The 22,474-nt window shown below is 56.1% G+C and carries 25 protein-coding genes and 1 pseudogene; 16 read left to right on the top strand and 10 right to left on the bottom strand.

Going from position 1 to position 22,474, the window contains the following annotated elements:
• Positions 1-51 precede the first annotated feature (51 nt).
• The 5 genes from fabZ to Q1B13_RS09065 are packed head-to-tail and all read left to right on the top strand — an operon-like array spanning position 52 to position 3,843.
• Entirely contained in the window at positions 52-525 is a 474-nt protein-coding gene (fabZ, locus tag Q1B13_RS09045; protein WP_298935600.1) for a 3-hydroxyacyl-ACP dehydratase FabZ, read from the top strand.
• Positions 522-1,307, top strand: coding sequence for an acyl-ACP--UDP-N-acetylglucosamine O-acyltransferase (gene lpxA, locus Q1B13_RS09050; protein WP_298935598.1), 786 nt, complete (start codon positions 522-524; stop codon positions 1,305-1,307). Before fabZ ends, lpxA begins: the two co-directional genes overlap by 4 nt.
• 3 nt (positions 1,308-1,310) lie before the next feature.
• Complete coding sequence (locus tag Q1B13_RS09055; RefSeq protein WP_299075211.1) at positions 1,311-2,105, top strand: LpxI family protein; 795 nt, start codon at positions 1,311-1,313, stop codon at positions 2,103-2,105.
• Entirely contained in the window at positions 2,105-3,262 is a 1,158-nt protein-coding gene (gene lpxB, locus Q1B13_RS09060) for a lipid-A-disaccharide synthase (RefSeq protein ID WP_299075213.1), read from the top strand. The genes Q1B13_RS09055 and lpxB overlap by 1 nt, the downstream gene beginning before the upstream one ends.
• A complete protein-coding gene (locus Q1B13_RS09065; RefSeq protein WP_299075216.1) occupies positions 3,262-3,843 on the top strand; it encodes a hypothetical protein in 582 nt (193 codons plus the stop codon). Before lpxB ends, Q1B13_RS09065 begins: the two co-directional genes overlap by 1 nt.
• Here Q1B13_RS09065 and mnmA read toward each other — a convergent pair.
• Positions 3,840-4,985 (bottom strand): tRNA 2-thiouridine(34) synthase MnmA, encoded by a 1,146-nt coding sequence (gene mnmA / locus Q1B13_RS09070; RefSeq protein WP_299075219.1) that lies wholly within the window; start codon positions 4,983-4,985, stop codon positions 3,840-3,842. The two genes, Q1B13_RS09065 and mnmA, sit on opposite strands and share 4 nt — an antisense overlap.
• A 129-nt stretch (positions 4,986-5,114) precedes the next feature.
• Between mnmA and Q1B13_RS09075 the strand changes: the two genes are divergently transcribed.
• From Q1B13_RS09075 to Q1B13_RS09095, 5 genes are all read left to right on the top strand, one after another.
• On the top strand, positions 5,115-5,408 hold the full coding sequence (locus tag Q1B13_RS09075) for a DUF1153 domain-containing protein (RefSeq protein ID WP_299076628.1): 294 nt from the start codon (positions 5,115-5,117) through the stop codon (positions 5,406-5,408).
• A gap of 84 nt (positions 5,409-5,492) precedes the next feature.
• Positions 5,493-6,209 carry a response regulator transcription factor CtrA gene (gene ctrA, locus Q1B13_RS09080; protein WP_299075222.1) on the top strand — a complete coding sequence of 239 codons (717 nt, stop codon included), beginning with the start codon at positions 5,493-5,495 and terminating at the stop codon, positions 6,207-6,209.
• A gap of 123 nt (positions 6,210-6,332) precedes the next feature.
• A complete protein-coding gene (gene ligA, locus Q1B13_RS09085; RefSeq protein WP_299075226.1) occupies positions 6,333-8,459 on the top strand; it encodes an NAD-dependent DNA ligase LigA in 2,127 nt (708 codons plus the stop codon).
• Entirely contained in the window at positions 8,456-10,546 is a 2,091-nt protein-coding gene (gene recG / locus Q1B13_RS09090; RefSeq protein ID WP_299075229.1) for an ATP-dependent DNA helicase RecG, read from the top strand. Before ligA ends, recG begins: the two co-directional genes overlap by 4 nt.
• A 112-nt stretch (positions 10,547-10,658) precedes the next feature.
• Positions 10,659-10,781, top strand: coding sequence for a hypothetical protein (locus Q1B13_RS09095; RefSeq protein WP_298935582.1), 123 nt, complete (start codon positions 10,659-10,661; stop codon positions 10,779-10,781).
• Between the two features lie 184 nt (positions 10,782-10,965).
• Here the strand turns inward: Q1B13_RS09095 and Q1B13_RS09100 are convergent, their stop codons facing one another.
• Together Q1B13_RS09100 and Q1B13_RS09105 are read right to left on the bottom strand one after the other, a co-directional pair.
• The gene (locus Q1B13_RS09100) at positions 10,966-11,604 is read right to left on the bottom strand and encodes a MarC family protein (protein ID WP_298935577.1); all 639 of its coding nucleotides are present in this window, start codon (positions 11,602-11,604) and stop codon (positions 10,966-10,968) included.
• A gap of 58 nt (positions 11,605-11,662) precedes the next feature.
• On the bottom strand, positions 11,663-12,115 hold the full coding sequence (locus tag Q1B13_RS09105; protein ID WP_298935575.1) for an iron-sulfur cluster assembly scaffold protein: 453 nt from the start codon (positions 12,113-12,115) through the stop codon (positions 11,663-11,665).
• A 48-nt stretch (positions 12,116-12,163) separates the two neighbouring features.
• On the opposite strand from Q1B13_RS09105, the gene hisI reads away from it, so the two are divergent.
• Positions 12,164-12,553, top strand: a complete 390-nt coding sequence (hisI, locus tag Q1B13_RS09110) for a phosphoribosyl-AMP cyclohydrolase (RefSeq protein WP_299075232.1) — start codon at positions 12,164-12,166, stop codon at positions 12,551-12,553.
• 10 nt (positions 12,554-12,563) lie between these two features.
• Here hisI and gluQRS read toward each other — a convergent pair whose 3' ends face one another.
• The 4 genes and pseudogenes from gluQRS to Q1B13_RS09130 all read right to left on the bottom strand — a co-directional run.
• Positions 12,564-13,451, bottom strand: coding sequence for a tRNA glutamyl-Q(34) synthetase GluQRS (gene gluQRS, locus Q1B13_RS09115; protein WP_299075235.1), 888 nt, complete (start codon positions 13,449-13,451; stop codon positions 12,564-12,566).
• Positions 13,448-14,062, bottom strand: a complete 615-nt coding sequence (locus Q1B13_RS09120; protein WP_299075238.1) for a class I SAM-dependent methyltransferase — start codon at positions 14,060-14,062, stop codon at positions 13,448-13,450. Before Q1B13_RS09120 ends, gluQRS begins: the two co-directional genes overlap by 4 nt.
• A gap of 37 nt (positions 14,063-14,099) precedes the next feature.
• A complete protein-coding gene (gene trmFO / locus Q1B13_RS09125; RefSeq protein ID WP_299075240.1) occupies positions 14,100-15,440 on the bottom strand; it encodes a methylenetetrahydrofolate--tRNA-(uracil(54)-C(5))-methyltransferase (FADH(2)-oxidizing) TrmFO in 1,341 nt (446 codons plus the stop codon).
• A gap of 260 nt (positions 15,441-15,700) precedes the next feature.
• Positions 15,701-16,495: pseudogene (locus Q1B13_RS09130) on the bottom strand (enoyl-CoA hydratase); the annotation flags it as partial.
• A 49-nt stretch (positions 16,496-16,544) separates the two neighbouring features.
• On the opposite strand from Q1B13_RS09130, the gene Q1B13_RS09135 reads away from it, so the two are divergent.
• Positions 16,545-16,988 (top strand): PaaI family thioesterase, encoded by a 444-nt coding sequence (locus Q1B13_RS09135; RefSeq protein WP_298935747.1) that lies wholly within the window; start codon positions 16,545-16,547, stop codon positions 16,986-16,988.
• Between the two features lie 59 nt (positions 16,989-17,047).
• Here the strand turns inward: Q1B13_RS09135 and Q1B13_RS09140 are convergent, their stop codons facing one another.
• On the bottom strand, positions 17,048-17,275 hold the full coding sequence (locus Q1B13_RS09140; RefSeq protein ID WP_298935566.1) for a DUF1127 domain-containing protein: 228 nt from the start codon (positions 17,273-17,275) through the stop codon (positions 17,048-17,050).
• 99 nt (positions 17,276-17,374) lie between these two features.
• On the opposite strand from Q1B13_RS09140, the gene Q1B13_RS09145 reads away from it, so the two are divergent.
• Positions 17,375-18,778 carry a PLP-dependent aminotransferase family protein gene (locus tag Q1B13_RS09145; protein ID WP_299075243.1) on the top strand — a complete coding sequence of 468 codons (1,404 nt, stop codon included), beginning with the start codon at positions 17,375-17,377 and terminating at the stop codon, positions 18,776-18,778.
• Here Q1B13_RS09145 and Q1B13_RS09150 read toward each other — a convergent pair whose 3' ends face one another.
• The gene (locus tag Q1B13_RS09150) at positions 18,779-19,144 is read right to left on the bottom strand and encodes a nuclear transport factor 2 family protein (protein WP_298935563.1); all 366 of its coding nucleotides are present in this window, start codon (positions 19,142-19,144) and stop codon (positions 18,779-18,781) included.
• A gap of 241 nt (positions 19,145-19,385) precedes the next feature.
• On the opposite strand from Q1B13_RS09150, the gene rplM reads away from it, so the two are divergent.
• The 3 genes from rplM (at position 19,386) to Q1B13_RS09165 (ending at position 21,262) form a co-directional block, all read left to right on the top strand.
• Complete coding sequence (rplM, locus tag Q1B13_RS09155; protein ID WP_058281323.1) at positions 19,386-19,844, top strand: 50S ribosomal protein L13; 459 nt, start codon at positions 19,386-19,388, stop codon at positions 19,842-19,844.
• Positions 19,845-19,849: 5 nt separating this feature from the next.
• Positions 19,850-20,335 (top strand): 30S ribosomal protein S9, encoded by a 486-nt coding sequence (gene rpsI, locus Q1B13_RS09160; RefSeq protein ID WP_074736371.1) that lies wholly within the window; start codon positions 19,850-19,852, stop codon positions 20,333-20,335.
• A gap of 210 nt (positions 20,336-20,545) precedes the next feature.
• A complete protein-coding gene (locus Q1B13_RS09165) occupies positions 20,546-21,262 on the top strand; it encodes a class I SAM-dependent methyltransferase (protein WP_299075246.1) in 717 nt (238 codons plus the stop codon).
• Positions 21,263-21,310: 48 nt separating this feature from the next.
• On the opposite strand, the gene Q1B13_RS09170 is transcribed toward Q1B13_RS09165, so the two are convergent.
• Positions 21,311-22,471, bottom strand: coding sequence for an ABC transporter substrate-binding protein (locus Q1B13_RS09170; protein ID WP_298935550.1), 1,161 nt, complete (start codon positions 22,469-22,471; stop codon positions 21,311-21,313).
• Positions 22,472-22,474 lie beyond the last annotated feature (3 nt).

Here is a 22,474-nt window from a genome sequence, read left to right on the forward strand (position 1 = left end):
GTATTGCTAACCACGCGGGCAACAAGACATCCAGAACGGGACATCTGCACTATGACCACGGAAACCAAAAGCGCCGACATTCAGCTGATTCAGCGGATATTGCCGCATCGCTACCCGTTTTTGCTGGTCGACAAGGTTGTAGATATCACCGGCTATCAATCCGCCATCGGCATCAAGAATGTCACCATGAATGAACCCCATTTCCAGGGTCACTTTCCCGGTACGCCAATCATGCCAGGCGTCACCATTGTCGAGGCAATGGCCCAGACCGCAGGCGTGATGTTGGGTGTTGGCATGGACGTCATCGACACCGAACTGCTGATCTACTTCATGAGCATCGACAAGTGCAAATTCCGCCGCAAGGTGGTGCCCGGGGACGTTCTTGAGATGCATGTGGAAACCCTGCGCGGCAAAAAAGGCGGCAAGCTGTTCAAGTTCAGCGGTCGCGCGACCGTAGACGGTGAAGTGGCGGCCGAAGCCGAGTTTTCGGCCTATGTCGACTGGGAGATGGAAAAGACGGCATGAGCGGCATTCACCCAAGCGCAATCATCGAAGACGGCGCAAAAATCGGGCAGGATTGTGTGATCGGTCCGTTCTGTTACGTGGGCGCACGGGTCAAGCTGGGTGACCGGGTCGAGCTTAAATCCCATGTGGTTGTGACCGGAGATACATCGGTCGGCGAAGACTCGGTGATCTTCAATTTCTCGGTCATTGGTGAGATCCCACAGGACCTAAAATTCGGCGGCGAGGACACGCGCCTGGAGATTGGCAAACGCAATCGCATTCGCGAGCATGTCACAGTGAACACTGGTACAGATGGTGGTGGAGGCGTTACGCGGATCGGCGACGATTGCCTTTTGATGGCGGGGGTCCACGTGGCGCATGATGTACAGATGGGCGACCGCGTCATCATGGTGAACAATGCGGGTGCCGCAGGGCACTGCATCATCGAAGACGATGTGATCATCGGCGGTATTTCGGGCCTACATCAATGGGTCCGGGTTGGTCGTGGCGCCATTATTGGCGCGCTGACCATGGTGCCGAATGATGTCATTCCATATGGGCTTGTACAGGCCCCGCGCGGAGAGTTGGATGGGCTGAATCTTGTTGGCCTCAAGCGAAAGGGTGTGTCGCGCGAGGACATTTCGGCGCTGCGCAGTGCATTTCGTGAACTCAGCAAAGGCGAGGGCACGTTCATGGATCGCGCCCATAGGGTTGGGGCGAAGAATGAAAGCGAATATGTGCAACGTATTGTCGACTTTGTCACCGGGCACAGTGACCGCTCGTTCCTGACTCCGGGAAAATAGAACATGCTGGCGCTGATTGCAGGAACAGGCGCATTGCCGAGTGAGGTTGTCGCAGCCCTTGCTGAGCCTCCGGTGGTTTGCGCGATGGAGGGGTTTCTTCCGGATGCGCTGTCTGCAGACATTGTTTTTCCTTTGGAACATCTGGGCAGTTTTATCACCGAGCTTCAGGACAGGGGCATAACCGAAATCTGCATGGCCGGCGCGGTGCAACGTCCGTCCGTGGATCCAAGCCGGATTGATGCGGCGACCATACCCTTGGTACCGATCTTGCAGCAGGCAATCATGACCAGCGATGACGGCGCGTTGCGTGCGGTGATTGGAATATTCGAGAACGCCGGACTGAGCGTTCGAGCCGCGCATGAGATTGCCCCAACCTTGCTGCCGTCACTCGGAAGTCTGACCGAGGCGCAACCCTCGCAATCGGATCTGGCAGATGCGGATCGCGGTGCAAGTATTCTGAGCGCGATGGGTTCCGCAGATGTAGGCCAAGCCTGCGCGGTATCAAAAGGTCAGGCATTGGCGGTCGAGGGCATCTTCGGCACATCCTGGATGCTGCAGTCGCTGACGCAACGACCGGACGCGGGCGGCGGCATCCTGTTCAAGGGACCAAAACCAGGTCAGGACCGGCGGGTTGATTTGCCTGCCATCGGGCCCGAGACGGTGACGGGCGCTGTTGCGGCAGGATTGTCAGGTATCGTCATTGAAAAAGGTGGGGTGATCGTCCTGCAAAAGGACCGCGTGATTGCCGAGTGCAATCGACTTGGCCTGTTTCTATTCGTGCGCGAGCGCGCCGTCTGATGCGCGTTTTTCTGGTCGCTGGTGAACCTTCTGGCGACCGGCTGGGTGGTGCACTGATGGAGGGTTTGAAAACCCTGGTGCCGGATATTGAATTCGACGGGGTCGGCGGCCCGCTGATGGAAGCCGAAGGCCTAACCAGCCGCTTTCCGATGTCCGAGCTGAGCGTGATGGGGTTGGTTGAGGTGCTGCCAAAGTTCTTCCACCTCAAACGCAGGATTTCAGAAACGGCGCAGGCAGTTCTGGACACACAGCCAGATGTCCTGATTACAATCGACAGTCCCGATTTCAGCCTGCGGGTGGCCAAACTGGTCAAAGCCAGCAGTACCATTCGCACCGTTCACTACGTCGCGCCCAGCGTTTGGGCCTGGCGGCCGGGACGAGCGGATAAGATGGCCAAGGTCATCGATCATGTGTTGGCTTTGCTGCCATTCGAGCCGCCCTATATGGAGCGCGCCGGTATGGAATGTGACTTTGTAGGTCACCCTGTCGCCAGTGAACCGGTCGCGACGCCGCAAGAAATCGCCGCGTTTCGCGCGACATTTGAATTGGGCGACGCACCGATCCTGTTGGCGTTGCCCGGATCGCGTCGGGGTGAGATTGAACGGCTGTCTGAGTGTTTTCGGGATGCGCTGCACCAGTTCATCTCGGACCGGCCCGAATACCGCGTTGTCGTGCCGACGGTTGGCGCTGCAACCGATCTGATCAACTCTGTGGTTCCAAGCTGGCCGGGAGATCCGGTTGTGCTGGACCCGCGACACATCGGGGCCGACCAAGCCAGCGCCTATAAACGCGCGGCCTTTGGAGCCGCCAATCTGGCGCTGGCCGCTTCCGGCACGGTTTCGCTGGAACTGGCGGCTCAGAACACACCCATGGTGATCGCCTACAAGCTCAATTGGCTGACACAAAAAATGGCCGAGCGAATGGTCAAGCTGGATACCGTCACGCTGGTCAATCTGGTGTCTGATACGCGCGCGGTGCCCGAATGCCTACTGGACGACTGCGTGCCAGACAAGATTGCCGCGGCACTGAACCAAGTCGCGGACGCGCCTGACGCTCAGAGGCAGGCCATGGATCTGACAATGGACCGTTTGGGGCGTGGAGGCGAACCGCCGGGTCTCAGGGCGGCTAGGGCCGTTTTGGAACGGATGAACGCCTGATGTTGGATTATGGTGTCTTCGCTTTGTCTGCGTTTATGGCGCAGATTCTGACGAACTTGGATAATTTGGCCGCGTTGTTGGCTTTGGTTCTGGTCACGGGGCCAAGGCGTTCGGTTTTTGGGTTCTTAGTGGCGCAATTCATTGTCATTGGTGCTGCGTTTCTTCTGGCACTTGGCGTTGGCGACGTCATCCCCCATTGGGCCGGGTATCTGGGCATCGTGCCACTGTCTCTCGGCTTGGTCGGCGTTGTCAGACAATTCCGCAGCGCGCCCTCAGAAGCCGAACCAACTGTTCAGACCGGTGGCTCGACCATCGTGATCTCGATGCTGTTCGTAAGCTTGTCGATGGATACGTTTGCGGTACTCGGACCGCTATTGGCCGACTCGGCCCCCGGGTTCAGACTGGCGGGTCTTTTAGGTGCAAGTACGGCTGCGATCGGGTTGGCTATCGTCGCACTATTGGGCTCGAAAGTCCCTTTCATAACCGGCGGGCTGGCGCGCAAGCTGGAACGGCTGGTGCCCTATGTGATGATTTGCGCCGGGCTGTATATTCTCAGCAATTCGTGGACGGACGCGATCTAGTAACCGCGCCAGATCCATCCACCGCCAAAAATACGGCTGCCTTCGGACTCATAGAACACGCAAGCCTGTCCGGGCGAGACACCTTCTTCAGGGGTCAGCAATTCAACTTCGGCCGTTGTCTCTGACAGAGGTCGGACAATCGCTTCGCGCGGGGGCCGGGTCGAGCGAACTTTGACCGACAGATGCCATTCCATTTGGGAGGTGAAGGGGGCATCGCCCAGCCAATTGATTTCGCGCACAGGTATGGTCCGGGTGGCCAGCATGTCTTTGGGTCCAACCACGACCTGTTTTTTGTCCACGTCCAGTTTCACTACGAATAGCGGCTCGCTAAGGCCCCCAATGCCCAAGCCTCGGCGTTGTCCGATCGTGTAGTGAATGACACCGTTGTGTTGCGCCAGAACTCGGCCATCCGCATGCACGATGTCGCCGGGTTCAGCGGCACCCGGGCGCAGTTTTTCGATCACGCTGGCGTAGTTGCCGTTAGGCACAAAACAGATGTCCTGACTGTCAGGCTTATCCGCCACGGCGAGCCCGTATTGCGCTGCCATTTCCCGCGTTGCGTCTTTTGACGGCAGGTGGCCCAAAGGAAAGCGCAGGAACGCCAGTTGATCCGGCGTTGTCGAGAACAAGAAATAGGACTGATCGCGATTGGCATCTTCGGCGCTGTGCAGTTCTGCGCCGTTAGATCCCATCTTGCGCTGGATGTAGTGACCGGTTGCCATGCAATCAGCCTCAAGGTCCTTGGCGGTTTCCAGCAGGTCCTTAAACTTCACCCTCTCGTTGCAGCGAATGCAGGGCACAGGGGTGGCACCCGCCAGATAACTGTCGGCGAATTCATCGATTACGGCATCTTTGAAGATGTTTTCGTAATCCAACACGTAGTGCGGAAAACCACGTTCCTCGGCCACACGGCGCGCATCGTGGATATCGATCCCGGCACAGCACGCGCCTTTCTTGGCCAGCGCCGCGCCATGATCATAAAGCTGCAGGGTCACGCCCACCACATCATAGCCCTGATCCGCCAGATGCGCGGCTACGACCGAGCTGTCGACACCACCAGACATGGCGACAACCACCCGGGTTTCCGAGGGCGGTTTGGCAAAGCCAAGCGAGTTTAGCGGGGTTTCGGCATCGAGGGCCATGGGGGTTCCAGTCCGGATTAAGAAAGACCGGCAGAATATAGGAAAATTCTACACACTCTCAAGGGGCGGTTTCACCCCGAATTAAGTAGGCTGATGTCAGCTTTGTCGCAGCAAGAAAAGGGTAAAGAGATGTATTTGCACAAAGTTGAAGGGCCAAGATCGGTAACCCTGCCGGATGGAACGGTTTTAACGCGCGCAGATCTTCCGCCTGCCGATACGCGGCGCTGGGTCGCGTCACGTAAAGTGGTTGTGGTACGCGGGGTACTTTATGGACTGATCACTTTATCCGAAGCCAAAAAGCGATACGGCATCAGCGACGAGGAATTCAATATTTGGGTTTCGGCTGTCGCAGAACACGGTGTGGACGCGTTAAAAGTCACGACGCTAAAAAAATATCGACAACCTAAGATTGAAAGTGAATAAATGAATCAACGGTAACGTCACATTAACCATTCTTGGTCAGGTTTATTTTTAATTGGAATAATTGACCCGAATTGGAGCAGGTAAATGCGAATACTTCTTGTCGAGGATGATCCTACAACGTCCAAAAGCATTGAATTAATGCTGACACATGCGAACCTTAATGTGTACGCGACGGATCTTGGAGAAGAAGGCATCGATCTGGCGAAGCTTTATGATTATGATCTGATTTTGCTGGATCTCAATCTGCCGGATATGAACGGGCATGAGGTTCTGCGCCAGCTGCGGATCGCTCGGGTCGAAACCCCTATCCTGATCCTGTCGGGCGCGGATGATACAGAAAGCAAAATCAAAGGCTTTGGATTTGGCGCAGATGATTACCTAACCAAGCCGTTCCACCGCGAAGAGCTGGTGGCGCGCATTCACGCAATCATTCGTCGTTCAAGAGGACATTCGCAATCGATCATCCATACAGGTCGCGTCGCGGTGAACCTGGATGCGAAAACGGTCGAGGTTGACGGGCAAACCGTTCATCTGACCGGCAAAGAGTACCAGATGCTGGAACTTTTGAGCCTTCGCAAGGGAACCACCCTGACCAAAGAAATGTTCCTGAACCATCTTTATGGCGGGATGGACGAGCCCGAATTAAAAATCATCGATGTGTTCATTTGCAAACTGCGTAAAAAGCTCAGCAATGCGACGGGTGGTGATAACTATATCGAAACTGTTTGGGGGCGTGGCTATGTCTTGCGCGACCCGCAGATCAACAGCCTGGATGACACCAGGATGGCGGTCGGCGCCTGATCTGACCTAAGACGTACCGCCGTCGGTCCAGGGCGGCACTTCCACTCACGGCTCAGCACGACTGGACCTCGCCATGGCCTCGCCCTATCACTGAAGTCCAAGAATTCGTGACAGGGCGAGGCCATGAGCAACTCAATTTCGGTACCAGAGCTCACAGAAGATGAGGCGCGCGAGGAATTGGCGCGCCTTGCTGCATTGCTGCAACGGGCTAACACGCTCTACCACGCAGAAGATGCGCCCGAGATTTCAGATGCGGAATACGATTCCCTGAAACGGCGCAATGCTGAGATTGAGACCCGTTTCCCACAATTGAAACGTCAGGACAGCCCGTCTGAACAGGTTGGCGCACGCGTTTCCGATGGGTTCTCAAAAGTCACTCATGCCGTGCGCATGATGTCACTGGGCAATGCCTTTGATGAAGAAGATGTTGCAGACTTTGACAAATCAATTCGGAAATACCTCGGGTTGGACGCCGATGCGCGATTGGCATTCACGGCAGAGCCAAAAATTGACGGCCTGTCATTGTCACTGCGTTACGAGAATGGGCAGCTGGTTCAGGCCGCAACACGCGGGGACGGTGAGGTCGGCGAAAACGTAACAGAAAATGCGCGCACTGTTTCTGACATTCCACACCATATCGACGGCGCCCCCGAAATCCTCGAAGTGCGGGGGGAAGTTTATATGTCGCACGAGGATTTCGAACATCTTAACAAACGCCAGTCCGAGATCGGCGGTAAGCCTTTTGCCAATCCCAGAAACGCGGCGGCGGGTTCATTGCGGCAGTTGGATTCCGAGATCACGCGCTCTCGACCCTTGCGTTTTTTTGCCTATGCGTGGGGAGAATTGTCGGCGCCCCTGGCAGACACACAAATGGCCGCGATCGGGCAGCTTAGCAGCTTTGGGTTTTCAACCAACAAGCTGACAAAGTTATGTGAAACGACCCAAGAGATGCTGTCGCATTACCGGGATATCGAAGCGCAACGATCGACCCTCGGGTATGATATCGACGGGGTTGTGTACAAGGTTAACGATCTGGCCTTGCAGGCACGATTGGGTTTCCGGTCCACGACCCCAAGATGGGCGATTGCCCACAAATTTCCGGCTGAATTGGCGTGGACACGGCTTGAAGCGATAGACATTCAGGTCGGCCGCACCGGTGCGCTTAGCCCCGTTGCACGGCTGCACCCGGTGACCGTTGGCGGCGTGGTCGTGTCGAACGCCACATTGCATAACGAAGATTACATCAGCGGACGGGACGCCAGGGGAGAAACCATCCGTGACGGCAAGGACATACGCGTTGGCGATTGGGTGCAGGTCTATCGCGCGGGCGACGTGATCCCGAAAATTGCCGATGTAGACGTGTCCAAACGCCCCGAACAGGCCGAGCCTTTCGACTTTCCAACCAAATGCCCGGAATGCCAAAGCGATGCCATTCGAGAAGAGGGTGATGCGGTCAGGCGTTGCACCGGGGGACTGATATGCCCGGCGCAAGCCGTTGAGAAATTGAAACACTTCGTATCGCGCAAAGCATTCGATATCGAAGGTCTGGGTGCCAAGCAGATCGAAATGTTCTATGATGATCCCGATTTGCCGGTCAAAGCACCGGTTGATATTTTCACATTACAGCAGCGCGACGCCGCCAATCTGAACAAGCTTGCCAATCGCAAGGGCTGGGGTGCCCAGAGTGCCGCAAACTTGTGGGAGGCAATCGATGAAAAACGCGCGATCCCATTTGGTCGTCTGCTGTTTGCATTGGGAATTCGTCATACCGGAGAGGCCGCCTCGAACCTGATTGCCAATCATTACGGCATCTGGGACGAATTCGAAAACGCCATCACCGCCGCATCTGGGTTTTCCGGCCCCGAATGGGAGGATTTGCTGGGCATTGATGGGATCGGAGAGGTCATGGCGCGTGCGTTGGTGTCTGCGTTTTCCCAGTCTGCCGAACGTGCAAGTATTGACGATCTGGTGGGTCAATTGCAGGTGCAGGAGGCCAAACGACCTGATAGTTCGGGTAGCCCGGTGGCCGGAAAGACCGTTGTCTTCACAGGCACGCTTGAAAAAATGACGCGTGCCGAGGCCAAAGCGCGTGCCGAGGCGTTGGGGGCAAAGGTTTCAGGATCTGTCAGCAAGAAAACCGATCTTTTGGTGGCTGGGCCCGGGGCTGGATCGAAAGCCAAGAAGGCGGCTGAACTGGGTATTGAGACTCTGGATGAGGATGGCTGGTTGCAGCTGATTGAAGGCGCATGAGCGGACGGCCGGAACAGCTTTTCCCTCTGTTTGCCGGTTTGGAGACACTCGAGGGTGTCGGGCCAAAAACCGCCCAGATCATGGAGCAAACCGGGATCGAAAGCCCGCGCGACGTGCTGTTCGGCCTGCCATATGCCGTCGTGGACCGGCGCCGGCGAGACACGATCCAGGGGGTTGATCTGCCGACAACGCTGACCGTTGAGGTGACCGTCGGCACGCACCGGCCATCCCGAAACAAAGGTGGCGCCTACCGAGTACATGTCGAAGACGCACAGGCTGATTTCCAACTGGTCTTTTTCCATGCGCGCGGTGACTACCTGAAAAAGGTCTTGCCGCAGGGATCTCGCCGCGTGGTTTCTGGCAAGCTCGAACTGTTCGACGGCATGGCGCAGATGGTGCATCCGGATCATATCCTGCCGGCGGAGCAGGCAGGCGAGATTCCCGAATTTGAACCGGTCTATCATCTGACACACGGCCTGACCCAAAAGACGGCCTTCAAAGCATCGCGTAGCGCATTGTCCCGCGCGCCTGAGCTCGCAGAATGGATTGATCCCGCACAGGTTACCCAAAAGAGTTGGCCGAATTGGGCAACGGCCATTCAATCGGCCCATAATCCGCACGGTGCTGATGATGTCGCGGCTTTCGCTCCTGCGCGCGAGCGTTTGGCCTATGATGAGCTGTTGGCCCATCAACTGACCTTGGCACTGGCCCGGCAACGGGACCGTAAGGCACGCGGGATTGTCAGCGTTGGAACAGGAACGCTGCAGTCGAAAGTTCTGTCCAGCTTGCCGTATCGCCCCACCGGGGCGCAAACCCGCGCCATCGAAGAAATCTCGCAGGATATGGCGGCGGAAACACGCATGAATCGCCTGCTTCAGGGGGATGTTGGCGCAGGCAAGACGCTTGTGGCGTTCATGGCTTTGCTTGTAGCGGTTGAGGCCGGTGGTCAGGGTGTCATGATGGCCCCGACCGAGATCCTGGCGCGACAACATCTGGATGGGTTGCGACCACTGGCCGAAGACGCTGGAGTTGTTCTGGAGATATTGACCGGACGGGACAAAGGCGCAGAGCGACGGTCAAAACTTGAGGCATTGAAACGCGGAGATATCCAGATTCTTGTCGGAACTCATGCCGTGTTTCAAAGCGATGTCGAATTTAACGCGCTGCGTCTGGCAATTGTCGATGAACAGCACCGTTTTGGCGTGCGGCAGCGGATGGAATTGTCGGAAAAAGGGCAGGGCGCCGACGTTCTGGTGATGACGGCCACGCCGATCCCACGCAGCTTGGCGCTGGCGCAGTATGGCGATATGGATGTCTCGGTTCTGGATGAAAAGCCGCCGGGGCGTAAGCCGATCAAAACCGCGATCATCAGCACGCAACGCATGGATGATGTTGTGGCGCATCTGCGAAAGGCCATTGCAGAAGGCCGACAGTGTTATTGGGTGTGCCCGCTGGTCGATGAATCCGAGGTCTCGGACCTGACGGCGGCGGAAGATCGGTTCAAACGGTTGCGCGCCATTCTTGGCGACAACGTTGTGGGCTTGGTTCACGGCCAGATGCCGCCAACCGACAAAGACGCGGCGATGACAGCGTTCCAAACCGGTCAGACCAAGGTGTTGGTGGCTACAACGGTCATCGAAGTGGGCGTGAATGTACCCAACGCAACCATCATGGTGATCGAACGGGCCGAAATCTTCGGTCTGGCTCAGCTGCATCAATTGCGGGGTCGCGTCGGTCGGGGCGAGGCCGAGTCCACCTGTTTGTTAATGTATCAGGCACCTCTGAGTGAAGGCGGGCGCAAACGGTTGGAGGTTCTGCGCGAGACAGAGGATGGGTTCCGGATCTCGGAAACCGACCTTCAGATGCGCGGGGCAGGTGATCTGATCGGCACGGCCCAATCTGGCTTGCCGAGATTTCGCATTGCGGATCTGGAGAGGCAGGCAGGTTTGATGGCAGTTGCCCAATCGGATGCGCGCACCTTGTTGAACGCAGACCCAAAGCTGACGTCTGAGCGTGGGCAGGCCGCCCGTGTTCTGCTTTGGCTGATGAAACAGGATCAGGCGATCCGTTTGATTTCAGTAGGTTAGAGCGCAAGTTCCGTAAAGTTCACAAATGTTCTTAAAAAGTTCTTTACCGACTCGGTAGAATATGAGAACAAAAGGTCAACAAAGGATTAAAACTCTGACCGGAGGTGACCCTATGCTGACCCAGATCAAGAGCGTATTCAGCCGTTCACAATCGACCATTCTGCAGGATGCGGCGGGGGTGATGTCTCTGGTCGTGATTCTGGTTGTTGCCTTGCATCTGCCCGTCGGTTTCTAAGCCTTTCTGCCTGCGCTCTCGTGCCGATTGTCTCGCGCGTGTTATCCCCATCTCAGTCAAGGGTGACCTGCCTGTCCCAATTCCCTTGAGGGGCCATGCCTCGGCCCCGCGGAGACCCGGACCCCACACGAGAAACGCATTACCTGCCGCCGCCCTTTCCGCCCGGAAGGAGCGGTGGCTTTTTTTAAAGTTGTCCGGTTTTCATAATTTCCATCAATGCCGATAAAACAGAGTTTACGGCGACCGAGGCCAATATCATGCCCATCACCCGGCTTATGATGGCCGCGCCGGAATGGCCGATCAAACGGATGATCGGTTCAGCCAGCAGCATCAATACAAATGCCACGACCAGCACTGCCAACATGACCAGCGCTGTAATACCCTGATCCACCATGCTGTATCGGTGATTGTCAGTCAGAATGACAATCGCAAGCATTGCCCCGGGGGATGCCAAAGACGGCACCGCGAGGGGAAAAATAGCTGGGTTTTGCTTGTGGGTTTTATCTTCCAGGTCTTCTTCGGCCTGGCGTTGTTCTACGTCCTGTTTGCTTTCTCCGAAAATCATCGTCAAAGCGAACAGGAACAGGATGATGCCCCCGGCAACCTGAAAAGAGTTCAGGCCGATATCCAGCGCCTCAATCAGCAGCTGTCCGAATATGAGGAAAAACAACAAAATGCCGGCGCTGATCAACGAGGCAAGCAACGCCATGCGCCGACGGGCGGCAGCTTCGAGCCCTGCGGTTACTGCTATGAAGACGGGTATTGTACCAATCGGATCAATGACGACCCAAAGCGTTACAAAATGCTCAAGCAAGTTATTCAATCCCATCACTCCTCAAATTTTTCCAGAGGTTAGACAGGTTTGTACTAAAACGCCATGTTCAGGCGCAATTTGCCTGTTCGGCTTGTTCCATGGCTTCCGCCGTTGCATCCAACGCCAGAAGGATCGATGCATGACGGTTTTTATAGTCCCGCGCAGGCATCAGCACCTCGAGCCCGTCAAACGGCGCATCGGGGGCAGGGCCATCCTTTTTCAGCATCGCAGTCAGTTGCTCACGCGCAGTTTCAACTTGGGCCCGTGTGGCGCCTATGACGGCATTCCCCACAACGGATGCTGAGGCCTGACCCAAGGCGCATGCTTTGACGTCCTGACCAAACTCGCTGATCCGACCATCGCGCAGCGTCACGTCTACAGTTACGGTCGACCCGCACAAAGGCGCGCGTTTCTTGACCGTTGCATCAGGGGTGTCGAGCCGGTCCAGATGCGGGATTTCCGCCGCAAGCGCCAGAATACGTCCAGAGTAGAGCTTAATAAGGTCGTTCTCGCCGCTCATGGCTTTCCCTCGTAGAGTGTTCCCCATACATAGTGGCCAGCCCTCGGGATGCAAAAGGTTTTTATCATGTCTGACCCAGTCGTCTTTGACCCTTCGACTCTTACATACAATGACGCAGGATTGGTCCCTGCCATTGCGCAGGACGAGGCATCTGGCGAGGTTCTGATGATGGCTTGGATGAATGACCAGGCGGTCGAGCGCACGTTGCAGACGGGTCGCGTCACCTATTGGTCACGCTCTCGTCAGGCATTCTGGATCAAAGGCGAAACATCCGGTCACGTGCAGGAACTGGTGGATTTGCGCGTCGATTGCGACCGCGATTGCCTGCTTGTGTTGGTGCGCCAGACCGGGGCGGCATGCCACACCAATCGCAGAACCTGTTTCTACACAGCCGTGCGCGATGGTGAAGAGGTTGAGCTGATGTCACCGATGGAGTGACCGACACGGATCAAAGCCCGACCATGGCCCGAATATCCTGGGGCGAGGCGCCTTCGGCGCGATACTTGGCGATTGCACGGGCATCATCGCGCTTTGCAAGCCGTTTTCCAGCGTCGTCTCGGATCAGACGATGATGAAAGTACGCGGGTGTTGGAAGGTCTAGCAGGGCTTGCAACAAAACATGGATACGCGTCGCTTCAAACAGATCCTGACCGCGCACAACGTGTGTGATCTTTTGTGCTGCGTCGTCCAGAACCACCGACAGGTGATAGGATGTGCCCATATCACGACGCGACAGGACGAAATCGCCGATGGTGGTCTGCAACTCATCCGGTGTGAAGGCGATATGGCCGCTTTCTTTCATTGGACAAAGACCGAGTTCTTGAAAAGAGCCACCGGGCTTCGCGTCACCAAAGACCAGCTGGGCTGCCTTTGCGATATTCAATCGCAGCGGTTGGTCCTTAGGACGCGCGCGCCGGCTTAGATCGGTCCCTTGCCAGCGAACACGACACGTTCCCGGATAAATGATCCCATCCGGCCCCAGCAGCGGGGCACCTTCTTGAGGAGCACTGGCCGCAGCTGCGATGTCTTTGCGATTGCATGAACACGGATAAAGCAGACCACGGGACCAGAGATCATCAAGGGCCTGATCGTAGATCGACTGTCGTTCAGATTGGCGTATGACAGGTTCAGGCCATGTCAAACCCAGCCATTTGAGATCACTATAGATCTGGTCTTCCCAATGGGCTCGGGATCGGGACTGGTCGATGTCTTCGATCCGCAACAGGAAATCCCCGCCTTCGGAGACGGCCATGTCGTAAGCCAACAAGGCAGAATAGGCATGCCCAAGGTGTAGTGGTCCGGTTGGAGACGGGGCAAAGCGAGTGGTGAAAGTCACGTCTTTTCTAATACATACACGTCAGATTTAAGGTCCATACCCGGCAGGTGCGGACCATGTTCGCGAAACAACAACCGAGCAGCCCCCATATCGAGCCAATCATTCAGGCGGCAAGTATAAGTATGATCTGCAAGCGTATGATCGTTAAAGGAAAACGCAAGCACTCCACCTTTAGGAAGCGCCTTCATCAGCAGATCCAGTGTTTCAGGCGGCGCGGCACCTGTGCCAATCACTCCGATGGCGGTGATGGCTCTATAAGCATCCTGCTTCAGCGGTTCGGGATCGGTGATCTCAAAACTGGACAGATCACGGTAGACAGCTTTGGCGGCTGCAACTTCAAGCATGTTGGGCGTCGGATCCATACCGTCGACCACATCAAAACCCGCCGTCCGCAGCGCGACGCCTGACAGGCCTGTTCCGCAGCCATAATCCAGAACCGGCGTGTCTGACTGCGGCATCTGAGACCACAGCGCCTCGGCCACGCGACCGGGTGTGGCGTAGCCTTGTGCGGCAACCTCATCCTCGTAGGTTGCGGCCCATTTCTGATAGTGCTCCTGAGTGTCCTCAGGCGTTTCAAGCTCGTAGGTGCTTTGGAAAAACTTGTCGTTCATGCAACCATGCTAGGCCGAGCGAGCATGGCGCGTCCAGTCAGCATTGTGCCAGCCAGCTTGTCCATTCGGCCTTTGCCCGATCTGTATAGGCTTTGTAGCGGTCCTTGCGGCCCCGGCGCCCACCCTTTAGGCCTTCTACCGGACGGAACAGGCCGAAATTGACGTTCATGGGTTGGAATGTCTTGGCTTCGGCCCCGCCAGTGATGTGATGTATCAAAGCACCCATGGCGCTGTCTTGCGGTACTTCGGGAAGTGTGCGGCCCAGAATTTCAGATGCGGCCAGCCGGCCTGCCAACAACCCCATCGCGGCACTTTCCACGTAGCCTTCGACGCCGGTTATCTGACCGGCAAAACGAATATTAGGTTTGGATTTCAGCCGCATCTGCGCATCCAGCAATGTGGGTGAGTTGATGAACGTGTTGCGGTGAATACCGCCCAACCGCGCAAAACTGGCGTCCTGCAATCCGGGGATCATGCGAAACACTTCGGTCTGCGCGCCGTATTTCATTTTGGTTTGGAACCCGACAATGTTGAACAAAGTGCCCAGGGCATTGTCGCGGCGCAGTTGAACAACTGCATGGGGCTTGACGTCCGGTTGATGAGGGTTTGTCAGGCCAACCGGCTTCATCGGCCCATGACGCAAGGTTTCGCGTCCACGTTCCGACATGACCTCGATCGGCAGGCAGCCATCGAAGTACCCGGCGGTCTCACCTTCGTGAAACTCGGCCTTGTCAGCGGCCAACAGCGCATCAATGAATACCTCGTACTGATCCCCATCCATCGGGCAGTTCAGATAGGCTGTGCGTTCTTCCTCGGTCTCACCCTTGTCATAGCGCGACTGCATCCAGGCTTTACTCATATCGATGCTGTCGGCGTAGACAATCGGGGCGATTGCATCAAAGAACGCTAACGCCTCGGCACCGGTTTCAGTTCTGATTGCTTCGCCCAAAGCCGGAGAGGTCAGAGGACCAGTGGCAAAGATCCATTGACCATCATCCGGCAGAGAGGTGACTTCTTCATCCGTGACGGTAATGCGCGGATGCGCGCGCAGCTTGGCGGTCACACCTTCGGCAAAGGGATCACGATCAACGGCCAGGGCACCACCGGCAGGCAGACGGTATGCGTCAGCGGTGGTCATGATCAATCCGTTCGCGGCGCGCATCTCCCAATGCAGCAGGCCAACAGCGTTCTGCTCATCATCGTCTGAGCGGAAAGAGTTGGAACACACCATTTCGGCGAGATTTCCGGTCTGGTGCGCAAATGTTCCAACGGTCGGACGCATTTCGTGAATAACAACGTCCACGCCCATTTCAGCAGCCTGCCAGGCGGCTTCGGACCCGGCCATGCCGCCGCCCACGATATGCAAAACTTGTGTCATGCGCTGCCACATAGGGCAGAGAACCGACGGACGCAACTCAGGCCCGGGCTTACATTCGCGAATTTATCAGGAGGGGTCTTGGGGTCGCCGCTGCGGGAATGTCAACGCTGGTGAGAGAGACCAGCTCGGAGGGACCTTCCGCCCACGGCGACCCAAAAGTATGTTCAAGGCCTCGGCCTCGACCCAGCATTGCCACAGTGTCGCCCTTTTGAAAAGTGCTAAAATGCGAACAGTCGTAAAAAATGTGCATGACAATTGCGTTATTGGGTCCAATTGGGCGGACGCTTTTCGATAAACGCAGAAATGCCTTCTTCGGTATCCCGATGCAGCATATTCTGCGCCATTACCTCGCCTGTATAGGCGTAGGCCTGGTCGATCGGCATTTCAAGCTGTTGATAATATGCTTCTTTTCCGATCTTGACGGCGGTTCCTAGCTTGGCCGCAATCTGCTCGGCCAGCGATATCGTCTCATGCTCCAGCAGCATTTCCGGTACCACTCGGTTCACCAGCCCCAGCTCTGCTGCGCGTTCGGCTGAGATGAAATCCCCGGTCGTCAGCATCTCAAACGCTTGTTTTCTAGGAATATTCCGGCTGAGCGCGACCATCGGAGTCGAGCAGAACAGGCCAATATTCACACCATTCACACCAAATCGCGTGCCTTCGGCGGCAACAGCCAGGTCACATGTGGCTACCAATTGGCATCCCGCCGCAGTTGCGATCCCGTGAACTTGGGCAATGACGGGTTGGGGCAGGGACTGGATCGACATCATCATTTTGGCACATCGACCAAAGAGATCCTGAAAATAGGCTTTGCCGCCATCTTCAGAACTACGTCCGGCGGTCATTTGTTTCAGGTCATGGCCAGCGCAAAACGCCTTACCCGATCCCGCCAATATGACCGCGCGGATGGAACCGTCTTCGCGCAGCGCATCAAACTCGGCCTGCAAAGCTGCCAGCATCTCGTCGCTCAGGGCATTCAGCCGGTCAGGGGCATTCAACTTCAGCTGTGCAACCGCGCCTGTGTCGTTACGTTCCAGAATTGCCATCTTGCCCTCCTGCTGGCTATCGGGCCAACTCTAGGACGGTAACTGAATGAGGGGAAGCATGGCGTTAGCGATGAACAGGGGCGAACTGTCACAGTATTTGACAGAGGTCTTTCCGCAGATACACAAAGACTTTGTCGTCGAAGAGTTGACCGAAGAGACCATCACCATGCGACTGGTGGTCGATGATCGCCATCTGCGCCCCGGCGGTACGGTATCCGGACCTTCGATGTTCGGACTGGCCGATGTGTGTGTCTATGCCATGGTGCTTGCACGGAAAGGCCGTCAATCTTTGGCCGTCACTACCAACAGTTCACTGGATTTTCTGCGCAAACCAGAAGGCGATGCGGACATGATAGCCAAATGCAGGTTGCTGAAGCTGGGTCGCACTTTGGCGGTTGGGGACGTGCTGATGTACTCGGACGGGTCAGATCATCCGGTTGCGCGGGCCAGTATGACATATTCATTGCCGCCGGCAGGGTCAGCCGCCGCCAATTTCGGATAAAAAAGGGCCGGGGACTTGCCCCGGCCTAGGAAGAGGTCCCTGAATGGGACTGGGGATCGTTAGTTAATCCAGAAATAGCGTTTCACTTCTCGGTTGGCCTGATGCCGGGTCAAACCGACATCTTCGAGCAGCCTGTCATCCAGATAACCTAGGTTAATTCGGCTGCGTCGACGGCGTTCCCATTGAGTGACCGCCGCCGCAAACCGCACGGCCAGCGCGGCGATCAACGGCAGTCGGGGACTGTCATTCAGCAGCAAGAGGGCGGGGTTGTGCATTGTGCGTGTCATCTCAGTATTCCTTCCAAATTGTATTGACACAAATGATAGATGTTCGGTACATGTGTTTGATACATTCGAAATTGTGTCAAAATCAAAGGAAGAATTGTAATGGATACAATTTGGCCGGACTCGCTGCCGAAATCCAAAGGACCAAAGTACACTGTGGTTGCCGACACAATAAGGAAATACATTGAAAACAAAACGTTGTCCGTAGGCGTAAAACTACCTCCGGTGCGGGAACTTGCCTATAGGTTACAAATTACGCCAGGTACTGTTGCGCGGGCTTATACCATCCTAACGGATGAGGGCTTGCTACAAGCAGAGGTCGGACGTGGTACATTTGTTGCCCCGCCGAAATCCCCAATTCTGGATGATGTCTGGTCCAGGCAGCTGCACTTGCGCGACGACAAGTACGAGGCAAATGTCAGCCTGTTCAGTCCGCGTTTACCAGATGTTGGGCAGGTGGCCCTGATCCGCGCGTGCCTGGCAAAGATCGCCCAAGGCGACCCAAGGATGTTCATGAACTATCCAACACGCGACGCTTATCAGTCGGTGCGGCAGGTGGTGGTCGACTGGTTGTCGGATTTACCGCTGGGTGTGCTGACAGCCGACGACATCGTTTTGACCCATGGTGGGCAAAGCGGTTTGTGTGTTGTGTTTCAAACCATTTTGAGCGGCCCAAAGCCCGTCGTTTTGGTCGAGGACCTGTCTTATGCCGGGTTTCGCCGTGCGGGCGAATTGATGCGTGCTGATGTCATCGGTGTAAAAATGGACAAATGGGGGATCAGCCCCGAAGCGCTTGACCATGTTCTACGGCACACCCATGCCCAGGCGATTTGCGTTTCACCCGAGGTCCAGAACCCAACGGGGGGACATTCACCCCTGGAGCGGCGCAAAGAAGTCGTCGAGATTGCCAGAAAATACGACCTTCAGATCATCGAAGACGATTGCTATCGCATGGGTGAGGCCCGCGCACCCAGCTATCGCGCGCTTGCGCCTGAACGGGGATGGCATGTGTCATCCATCTCAAAAACGTTGACACCAGCGCTGCGCGTCGGGTTTGCGATCGCACCAAAGGAACGCAGTGGCGATTTGCGACGGTCTGCTGAATACGGTTATTTCGGACTGGCACAGCCATTGGCCGAATTGACTCGCTTGCTGCTCGGGGACCCAAGTGCACGGCAGTTGGCCGCGGACGTCCGATCCAAAATGGGCGAATATGTTCGCGTGGCCGTGAATGCCTTAGGCGGGTTTGATTTGAACTGGGATTCCGATATTCCGTTTGTCTGGTTGAATCTGCCATCTGGCTGGCGGTCTGCCGCATTCAGCCGCGCGGCTGAGAGAGAGGGCATACAGCTACGGTCAGCGGATGAGTTTGCCCTGCGGGACGGGCGGGCGCCGAACGCCGTGCGCATTGCAGTGAACGGGCATATCTCACTGCGCCAGTTTGAAGACGCGATGCTGCGATTGCGTGCTTTGCTGGACAATCCGCCTGAACAAATCAGTGTCTGATCAGGTCAGGGGATCAGGATCACCGAAAAAGCCCGACAGGTATGAGATTTTTCCATCCGTGTCCAAACGGACAAAGTCATGACCTTCGACCATTTTTGACCCATCATCAGCAACCATATGCCAGGTAAAGTGAACCACATCGTGATGTGAGTTTGGGGCGCTGGTGATTTCAACTCGCCCTCCTGCGCTTTGCAGCACTTCGCCAATATGAACGCTCAGGTTATGTCGCCCACTGACGGCAGCCGTTGGGTCGGTGTATTGCCCGGTGTCTGCGAAGCAGCGCGTCAGCAATTCCAACCGTCTATCCGCATCCGTTTCCTGCCAGGCAGCGCCATAATCAGAAACAACTTGGTTCAGATCGGACATTGGATTCTCCTTCACTATCGTGGCAAGCATATACAGAGATGATAGCAGGCCGTTTGCCAGGGCGCGAATACGTCTGAAAATTTGGGGTATTTTAATACCTATTTTACAACGCATTGTTTTTGAAGGGTTAAAACAGCTTTCCGTGTATTGACGTGCTCCACAGCTAGGTCTACACCCCATCCATCGAATTCGGGCCGCTCCGTAAGGGGCGGTCTTTCACATCAAACAGGACTATCCTGCCATGAAAACCTTTTCTGCAACACCTGCAGACATCGACAAGAAATGGATCCTGATCGACGCAGAAGGCGTTGTTCTGGGCCGTCTTGCCTCGATCGTCGCCATGCGCCTGCGTGGCAAGCACAAAGCGTCGTTCACCCCTAACATGGACATGGGCGACAATGTCATCGTGATCAACGCTGACAAAATCCAGATGACCGGCAAGAAGCGCGAAGAAAACTTCTACTGGCACACCGGCCACCCGGGCGGCATCAAGTCGCGCACCAAGCAGCAGATCCTTGAGGGTGCACACCCCGAGCGCGTTGTGACCCAGGCGGTCAAGCGCATGCTGCCGGGCAACCGCCTGTCGCGTCAGGTTATGACCAATCTGCGCGTCTATGCCGGTGCCGAGCATCCCCATGAGGCGCAAGCGCCCGAAGTTCTGGATGTTGCATCCATGAACAAGAAAAACACCCGGAGCTAATGACCATGGCTGATCAGATCAATACTCTCGAAGAGCTGAGCGCCGTTGCAGGCGTCGAAGCTGTGGCTGAAGAAGTCATCGTACGCGAACCCGTACGTGACGAACTGGGCCGCTCCTACGCTACCGGCAAGCGTAAAGACGCTGTTGCCCGCGTTTGGATCAAGCCGGGCTCCGGCAAGGTCACCGTGAACGGCAAAGACCAGGACGTGTATTTCGCGCGCCCCGTTCTGCAGCTGATCCTGCGCCAGCCGTTCCAGATTGCTGGTGTGGAAGGCGAGTTCGACGTTGTTGCAACCGTCAAAGGCGGTGGCCTGACCGGTCAGGCCGGTGCGGTCAAGCATGGCATTTCCAAAGCGCTGCAGCTGTACGATCCGTCCCTGCGTGGTGCGCTGAAAGCTGCTGGCTTCCTGACTCGCGACAGCCGTGTTGTGGAACGTAAGAAATACGGTAAGCGCAAAGCGCGTCGTTCGTTCCAGTTCTCGAAGCGTTAACTCCAGATCGCTTTACGAGCCTAGATTTCGGGGCGTCCGCGTGCATGCGGGCGCCCTTTTGCTTACGGACTAAGCAGCATCATGCCGCTTTGGATGAAGCCGTTAGATAATCAGCCAAGAATTTGTAAACCTGTTTCGCGAAGGCGGGCCATTACTGAGAAGAGCGTAAGGTCTTCTCCGGCAGGGCGCCGCGATTGAGGGCGAAACACCATGGTTGAAACATCAATCGATGACATCGTTGACGGCGCCATCACGTCCAGCGAGAACCGGCATCAATTATGGGTCAGGCTGGTCTCTGATCTGAAATGCGTATCGTTATGTGAGGTTGGCGTCTGGAAAGGGCAGTTTGCTGAGATTCTGCTTGGGCAAATCCCGACAATCGAAGCCTACACGCTGATCGATCCCTGGCGGAACTTGCCAGATTGGAACAAGCCCGCCAACAGATCAAATGTCGAGTTTGAAGAAATCCGGGAGGAGGCACTAAACCGCGTGCGCCCGCATATGGACAAGGTCATCGAAATCCGGGACACGACCAAAAACGCGCAATTGCAAATTCCAGACGGCTCGCTTGATTTTGCATATATAGACGGGGATCATACCTTGCGCGGGATCACCATGGACCTGTTCTCGATGCTTCCGAAAATTCGAAAAAACGGCTTCATCGGCGGTGACGATTTCACCAAAACGATCTGGCAGCATAGCAAGGAATTCAGCCCCAGTGAGGTTTTTCCGTACGCGATCTACTTTTGCGAGGCACAGGGCTTGCCGATTTACACGCTGCCATTCAACCAGTTCCTGATCGTCAATGACCCAAGCGGTTTTCGAGTCATTGATCACGGTGGGTATGCGGATCTGACACCAGCGCAGATTTACACCCGGCCCAAATTGCAATCTCTTCGGAAGACACTGAAGAAAATACTGAAATGAAGTTTCCGAAAGGGACGACAGCCCCTTTCGGTTGATAGTCAGATTTGGTTACTCTTCGTAAACCAATTTCCAGGCGCCATTTTCTACGACGTTCACAAATACCGTATCAGCCCCCTGATGGTCATCAGGCCCATACGAAATATGATTTCCCACCAGCTCATCCTGATAATTGAGGGATTCCATTGCGGCGATAAAGCTCTCATGGGTCAAGTCAGGGCCCGCCGCATCCAGCGCTTTGACCATCATCTCGGCCGCTGAATAACCCAGCATCGCAAACCCGACCGGATCCTCGCCGGTTGCGGTTTTGTACTCTTCGATAAACGCGGCTGGAACGGGTTCGTCGGCGCGCGCCCAGAGATCTTGCCAGGACGCGGCGGCATAGAACCCGTCGGTCACACCACCGGGCACCTGAGCCACAACGGTCAGGAAACTGGCAGAGGTGCCGAGGAACTTCATATCCGCAAGACCCATCTTTTTGGCAGTGCCAACGACAGTGATCGCCTGACGCACACCAAGGGCCATTGTGACGATGCCACACCCTTCTTCCTTGAGCTTGCTGAGCGAGCCAACAAAATCAGTTTCATCCGGCTTATGCGTGGTCTCTGCCGCAAAAGAGATACCAGCCTCTTCCGCACCTGCTTTGCTGCCCTCCAGGATTTCCTCACCAAAATCGGTGGGCAGGTACATGGTGCACACCGCCTGTGATCCGAACTGATCGGCCAGGTATTTCACGCCGATACGGCTTTGATCAAAATAGGTCGAGAACGACGTGAACTTGTTGTCCATCGGCTCTTGCAGCATCTGCCGGGCCGCTGTCAGTGGGGCGACATTCGGGATGCCCTTGGGATCCAGCAGTTTGAACCCCGCAACGTTCATCGGCGTCCCTAGCGATTGCAGCATGGCAAACACCTTGTCGCGGTTCAGAAGCTTGTTGTAGCCCTGCATCGCACGCGGCATCTGGTAGCCGTTGTCCTCGACCACAAAGCGGATGGTGCGGCCATGCACGCCACCTTCGGCGTTCACCCGATCAAAGACCACATTGGCGCCTTTGGTCGCCGGGACACCAACGGCGGCAAAAATCCCGCTCAAATCATTGACTGAGCCAATGACGATTTCATCGTCGGATACGCCTTGTGTGTCTGCCCAGGCCAGCGTCGCTGACGCCGTCAAAGCGGTGGCCGCGGCCAGCCGTTTGATTATGCTATTCATCTT

This window comes from uncultured Ruegeria sp. (genome assembly GCF_947489545.1).
Lineage (GTDB): Bacteria > Pseudomonadota > Alphaproteobacteria > Rhodobacterales > Rhodobacteraceae > Ruegeria.